The sequence below is a fragment of the Candidatus Coatesbacteria bacterium genome (genome assembly GCA_014728225.1).
Classification (GTDB): Bacteria; RBG-13-66-14; RBG-13-66-14; order RBG-13-66-14; family RBG-13-66-14; genus WJLX01.
Window position 1 is genome coordinate 1 of sequence record WJLX01000081.1, and the last position, 7,206, is coordinate 7,206.

Here is a 7,206-nt window from a genome sequence, read left to right on the forward strand (position 1 = left end):
GCGCCTGTTCGTCGAGCTCGAGGCGGCCACCGACGCCGCCCGGGCGGCTCTGGCCCGTTACCCGGAACGCTACTGGGCGGCCTGGCGGGCGGCCCGGGCCCTGACGGAGGCCAAGGGCGGCGAGGACTTCGCCAACGTGGCCGCCGGTTTCAAGCGCGCCGCCAACATCCTCAAGCAGGCCGGCGAGCGCGGGATCGACTACGGCGATTTCGACCCCGCCCTGGTGGTCGAGGACGCCGAGCGCGCGCTGGCCGAACGGCTGGCCGCGGTTCGGGAGTCCGGTGAGCTGGCCGAGCTGACCGCCACCGGAGACTACGGCGGGGCCATCGCCCGCATCGCCGGGTTCCGGCCGCTGATCGACACCTTCTTCGACGACGTGCTGGTGATGGCCGACGATCAGGCCCTACGTGACAACCGCCTGGCCCTGCTGGCCTCGCTGGTGGAGCTCTTCGGCGTCGTCGGCGACCTGTCCCGGATCGGCGCCCCTTGAGCGGGCCGAACTCTAGCGCTGCAGGGGTGGGTCGGCGACCCACCCTCGCCTTGTAGCGGGAACCCCCCGCCGGACCCCAGCGTAGCTTGATTGACGCCCGCGGGGCCCCCTTTTTATCCTGTCTTCCCCTCCGCCGTCCCGTCGAAACCCTGTCCCAGGGTGACGCAGCTTACCTGGAACCGACCTCCGTGGCACGACGCCTTCCCATCCTCTGCCTGCTGCTGACCGTCGCCGCTGGTTCGGCCGTCGCCCAGACGCCCTACCGGGCGCCGCGCTTCAGCTATCGCCTGCAGACCCAGAAGATCTACCTGCACAAGAGCGTGCTGGACATCGATCTGTTCTTCGCCGAGCCCGCCCCCCGGGACCCCGGCGAGGACTTTTTCGATTTCAATTACCCCCCGCCCGCCCCCGCCGAGATCGTCGCCGGCTACCGCAGTTGGCGCCTGACTCATGACGAACTGGGCCGGGAACACGGCACCCCCTTCAGCTACGCCCTGTTCAACAACACCGTCGCTTCGGAACGCGCCCGTCAGCACCAGCGCCAAGTCGAGGAAAACGAGGGCCTGATCAGCGACATCGAGATCGACTGGCTGGCCACCAAGCTGAAGATCTCGGGCCGCAAGCTCTTCGTGCTGGGCTACACCGCCAAAAACTACGAGAACCCGCCGGACCCGACCCTGGAGGGCGGCCAGCACGATTTCTCGATGGATCAGGAGACCCAGATCCGCGTCGAGGGCACCATCGCCCAACGGATCACCGTCAACGTCGACTACGACGACACCCGGGAGAACGACGCCCGCAACGAAATCTCCCTGATCTATGAGGGCGAGGACGACGAGTTCATCAAGCGCGGCGAGCTGGGCGACGTCATGCTCAGCGTGCCCAGCACCCGCTTCGTCAGCTACTCGGCCAAGAGTCTTTTCGGCGCCAAGGTCGAGGGCGGCCTGGGCGAATGGTTCAACTTCACCCTGATCGGCAGCCGGGAGAAGGGCGTCACCGAGGAGGAGGAGTTCACCGGCACCGGTCAGCTCCAGCGCGACGACATCCGCGACACCGACTACACCGAGAACCTCTATTACCGCGTCGACACCAACCCCAACCACTTTCAGAACACCGAGACCCCGATCCAGATCGCCGAGGCCGCCGACGGCTCGGCCCTCGTCGACATCTGGGTCTACGAGTCCGGCCAGCAGCACGAATCCGGTGTCGACTACTACGCCGTCGAGGCCGGCTACTACGACGACGAGGCCTCCGACGATCCGACCGTTCCGCCGACCCCCACCGGCGAGACCTATTCCGCCGAGTTCTGGGAGCTGCTCGAGCCGGTCAACGACTATACGGTCAACAAATACACCGGCCGGATCGACTTCAAGACCACCCGTCAGGACTACGAGTATATCGCGGTCAGCTATTCGGTGGCCCTGCAATCCAGCCCCCAGAACCCACTCTACACCGTCGGCTCCGGCGGACTGCCCAACCCCAAGCTGATCAAGATCGGCCAGACCTCCGACGGCCTCGACGAGTACATGCACCAGAACATCTACTATCTGGGGGCCACGGGCATCGAGCTCGACTCCGACTTCGTCCTGGTCATCCAGGACCTGCAGGACCGCACCAACGACGCCGGCGACATCGACGACGACGGCGACACCGACGAGCCCCTGGTGCGCGCCCTGGGTCTGACCCGGACCCCGGACGGTTCCGACGACTCCATCGATCCGGCCCACCTGAACACGGACAAGGGCCTGCTGATCTTCCCCGAACGCTACCCCTTTCAGAAGGAGGGCGAAGAGGGCACCGACGAGGACGCCTACGATTCCAGCTACGGCAACCGCAACCACCGCTACGACATCCACATCGAGTTCCACGCCGCCTCGACGACGCGCTTCCTCAGGCCCAACATCATCCCCGGCTCCGAGGAGGTCGTCCTCAACGGCCGCCGCCTGGTGCGCGACGTCGACTACATCATCGACTACGATTCAGGCTACATCGAATTCCTCGTCTCCGGGGCCGACGCCTCCGACGCCGACCTGAAGATCACCTATGAGTATCAACCCCTCTTCGGCGATACGGGCAAGACCCTGGCCGGCGGGCGGCTGGAGTTTACGCCCCTGGAATTCCTGACCCTCGGCGGCACCTACATCGGCGAGTGGACGGATAAACCCGCCGACGAAGAGGACATCCCCGAGTTGATGGCCATCCCCTCGGCCCACCAGGTCGTCGACGCCGACGCCCAACTGGACCTGGACAGCGACTTCATGACCTCCCTGGTCTCCTTCCTGCCCGGCGTAGACGAGAACAGCAAATCCAACCTGCTCGTCGAGGGCGAGTACGCCTACAGCTACTACGACCCCAACCGCGTCGGCCGCAGCCACGTCGACGATCTGGAGAGCGCCCACCAGACCATCTCCCTGCCCCTGGACGGCCGGGAGTGGGGCCCCAGCTCGCCCCCGAGCTACGGCGGCGCGGCCTACCTCCAGGAGAACCGTGAGCTGATCGACGTCGACGACACCAGCTGGGTCCAGAGCACCATCGACCCCGACTGGCAGGATGACGTAGTCACCGTGCTGACCCTGGAGGACCTGCCGGGCTCGGCCGGGGGCTGGGATTCCATCGCCCGCATCGTGGCCGCCAACGGCCTGGATATGGGCGAGAAGAACCTCCAGTATCTGGAGCTCTACCTCTACCGCGAGGGCACCTTCAACGGCGGCGTACTGCACTTCGATATCGGCTTGATCAACGAAGACGCCGACGGCGACTACACCGGCGACGGCTCCTTCGTCGGCTACGACTCCGAGGACCAGGGCTCCGAGGAGGGCTGGCAGGGCTACGGTTACGATCCCGGCGAGCTCGACGGCCGGCTCAACTACGACGAAGACGTCGGCTGGGAGTTCAACAACGGCCACCTCGAAGAGACCATCGGCGCCGGCGACGGCATCCTCAACACCGAGGACCTGGACTACAATCTGCAGCTGGACACCGAGAGCAGCCACTACGGCTACGCCGTGCCCCTGGATGAGCTGCCGCCGGAGTACATCGGCCGGGACCTGGGCAACGGCTGGGTGGCCCTGCGCATCCCCCTGGAGCTCGACGCGCCCCGCCCCGGCGACTACAATCCGCCCGCCAACAAGGTCATCAAGACCCTGCGCATCTGGATCGAGGCCGACGGTGACGAGGCCTTCTCCCCCGCCAGCACCCTCTACATCTACGGCCTGCAGCTCAAGGGCGTCAAGTGGAAGGCCACCACCCTCGAGCCGGACAATCCGGCCAACAGCATCGAGGCCGGGACCATCGACTCCGACACCTCAGGGGAATACGAACCCCTCGAGCCGCGCACCGACGACGACGGCTACCCCATCCGCGAGCAGGCCCTCGACGTTCACTACCGGGTGGCCGCCTGGGAGGACTACGGCTATGACGGTGTGCGCGGTGACAGGAACCTCGAGGTCGGCCCCACCGCCGCCGGCGGCGGGGCGACCAGCCTTTCAGCAAGCCCCCGGCGGGCCGCCGACGGCGTGGCGCCCGATCCCGGCGAGAACGACGGCATCCTCAACACCGAGGACCTCAACCATAACGGGATCCTCGACGAGGGTGAGGACATCGGCTGGGCCGGCTACGATCCCGCCGAAACCGGCGCCGGTAACGGCGTACTCGATTCCGAGGACGAGATCATCGTCCTGACCGAGGAGGAGTTCCTCGACAGCCGGGACTTCACCAGCCACCGCGAGCTGTCGATCAGCTTCTACAACCGCAACCCCGAGCGGTCCGCCGCCGACCTGTTCACCTTCCGCTTCGGCTCCGACGCCGATAACTATTACGAAGTGCGCTGCGCCCTGGGCGAGATGGGCGCCGGCTGGCAGAAACTGGAGATCGCTTTCGACGAGCTGGTCGCCCTGCGCCAGGCCTACGAGGCCCTGGACCCCGACGAGCGCCCCCTGGTCTACCGCGAGGGCAACCTGGCCGTCACCGGTTCGCCCAGCCTTGTCCGGGTCTACTGGATGGCCGTCGGGGTGACGACGACGGAGCCGATGCCGCCGCGCTTCGGTTTCGGCGACGAGGGCGGGCGGATGTGGGTCAACAACATCGACCTCCACGAGACCCAGCTACGTGAGGGCCAGGCCGCCCGGGGTCGGGTCTCGCTGGACTTCGGCGACGTGCTCAGGCTCGACGGCACCTACACCAAGATCGAGGGCGACTTCCAGTCCATCGGACTCAGCCGGACGGGAATCACCCGGGAGGACTGGGGCGCCTCGGGCACCCTGGAGCTGGGCGCCTTCATGCCCAACGACTGGAAGGTCGGCCTGCCGTTGAGCGCCTCCTACACCCGGGCCGACACCTACGTCGAGAACATCGCCGCCTACGAGGGTTCCCTCGACGACCTCGGCCGGACAACCTCGGACACCATCAACGCCAGCCTGGCCTTCAATCGGGTCAGCCTGCCCCGGCTCAGCTTCAAGTACACCGACTACAAGGGTTACAACGAGAACTACGGCCGCAACGACCACGACGTAACCTACGGCGTCAACCTCGACTACTCCCTGCTGCAGGGCTTCTTCCTGCTGCCGACCAAGATCGACGGCCGCTACCTCTACTCGACCGATCAGACCACCTACGAGGAGCAGACCGGCCGCGTCGACTCCTTCACCGGCAGTCACGAGCTGACCAGCTCGATCACCTGGCAGTTCGCCCGCGGATTGTCCTTCACCCCGGCTTACTCGTTCAAGGACTCGCGCGATCTGCTGCGCGACGAGCCGACCAGCTTCACCCAGACCGGCCGCGTCGGGCTGTCCTATAATCGGTTCCGCCTGCTGCAGCCCTCCCTCGACTACTCGACCACCTACAACGAACGCTACACCCCGGGGAGCACCTATTACCCGGAGAGCTGGGACGTGGGCATCAGCAACAGCTTCTCCGCCAGTCTGCCCACCAGTCCGGGGCTGCTGATCGAGGATTACTTCGGCTCCTGGACCGCCAGCTTCAACTACTCCTTGCGGCGCAGCTCTAGCTACGACGACGTCGAGAGCCTGCCGCCGGCCGAGTATATCTGGGGGTACGACACCATCTGGCACGACGGCGGCGAGGCCACCTCGGCGAGTCGCGGGTACTCCTACTCCGCCTCGACGCGGCTGAGACCGCTGGAGTTCTTCCGCGCCTCTTCCAACACCGACCTCCACGACCTGGATTTCATCCTGGCCCAGCTCAAGTACTCCTTCTCCACGGACCTGAGCGAGAGCTACGGCAGCTCCAGCGAGACCTGGACCGAGACCTGGCCCGCCGGCGACCTGACCCTGACCACGACCAAGTACTTCCCCATCTTCTCCGACCTGCTGCAGCAGTCCATCTTCAAGGCCGGCTTCCAGAAGACGACGACCAAGTGGATCGGCGTCAGCCTGACCCGGACCTGGTCGCCCAGCTTCTCCTGGCGCGCCACCTGGTCGGACACCTTCTCCACCACCGCCGACTACACCGAGAGCTCGACGATCACCGACGAGGAGGCCTCGGACTACGGCTTCGGCGGCGCCCACCGCGTCACCAACTCCTACAATCCCTCGGCCTCGCTGACCTACAACCTCGAGCTGCCCGGCACCTTCACCGTACCCTTCCTCGGCGGCGATGTACCCCTGCGCAACGAGCTGCGGCTCAACGCCCGTTACAGCTACAAGCTGACCAACGGCAACGAGGAATCGGGCACCGACGAAACCAAGCGCAGCACCGTCTCCCTCTCCGGCGCCTACTACCTGACCACCAACATCTACGCCGATTTGACCCTGACCTACGAGGACTTCGTCAACGAGACCTCGGTGGGTTACAACTACACCAGCTTCGACGTCAAGCTCTCCCTGGAGATCAAGTTCTGAAGACGATCGCAGCGCGGGATGCAAGCCGAAACCAACAACAAAGACCGGGGCCCAAAGGCCCCGGTCGTCAAATCCGCCGCTGAGGGCGAGAATACTGGAGGCTCTTGATGTAGCCCCAGGAAGCGGGTTCGATGTTGACGCCCAGGGGGTCGAAGTAACTCCGTCTTCGATCCAGGCAGGACCTAGACTGGTGGACGATTATCGGTTCAGTCTTCTTCAAGGAAGATTTGGACATCATGTGTGCAAGAACCGCCGTAAGGCCACGTGAAATAGGTCACTCCCACATAAACATCTCCGCTGATGGTATCCGTCGCCGTTACACGCCCATATTTTCCGAATGCTCCCTCAACATAATGGGCGCTGAAATCACCATTTTCGTCCGCAGTGAAGTAGGGCTGAGGCCAACTGTAACCATCTTCTTGATAATCCCAAGCGCCAACGAAGTTATTCTGTCCGGTGGGTCGGTAACCTATCGTTATTTGCGCGTTACCAGCGGTTTCCTGTGAACCGCCAAGATAAACAGTTCCCGAGATCGCCTGTTCGTCCAGTCTTTTTGGGTCATTTTCGACACCAGTCCCGTCCTCACACCCGATCACCAAGAACAGGGCAAGTACAGCCAACAACAGTATAGTTTTCCTCATGTGACTCCTTTCAATCATTAGATACACGGTGTTAGACTGCGAGCGAATGCAGTTTCCTCTCATTCGCCTTTAAGCTTTTGGGATACCTTAACGCTTATGGATCATCATATATCGTGATAATCTTGTAGTCACGAGAGTTACCAGGATGCTATCATGCCACAAGTAAAGGAGGCGATGTGGCAGATGGCTTAAAGAGTAATCCCGACAGGCATGTCAA

The 7,206-nt window shown here is 64.1% G+C and carries 3 protein-coding genes; 2 read left to right on the forward strand and 1 reads right to left on the reverse strand.

What is annotated here, in order from left to right:
* Both GF399_05865 and GF399_05870 read left to right on the forward strand, forming a co-directional pair.
* On the forward strand, nucleotides 1-490 hold a 490-nt coding region (locus GF399_05865), incomplete at its 5' end, for a glycine--tRNA ligase subunit beta (GenBank protein ID MBD3399841.1).
* A 188-nt stretch (nucleotides 491-678) separates the two neighbouring features.
* Entirely contained in the window at nucleotides 679-6,348 is a 5,670-nt protein-coding gene (locus tag GF399_05870; protein MBD3399842.1) for a hypothetical protein, read from the forward strand.
* Between the two features lie 206 nt (nucleotides 6,349-6,554).
* Here GF399_05870 and GF399_05875 read toward each other — a convergent pair whose 3' ends face one another.
* Complete coding sequence (locus GF399_05875) at nucleotides 6,555-6,989, reverse strand: hypothetical protein (protein MBD3399843.1); 435 nt, start codon at nucleotides 6,987-6,989, stop codon at nucleotides 6,555-6,557.
* Nucleotides 6,990-7,206 lie beyond the last annotated feature (217 nt).

Bases quoted from the DNA above. Each gene is read 5' to 3' on its own strand.
- GF399_05875 (MBD3399843.1), bottom strand. From the start codon at position 6,989: ATGAGGAAAACTATACTGTTGTTGGCTGTACTTGCCCTGTTCTTGGTG.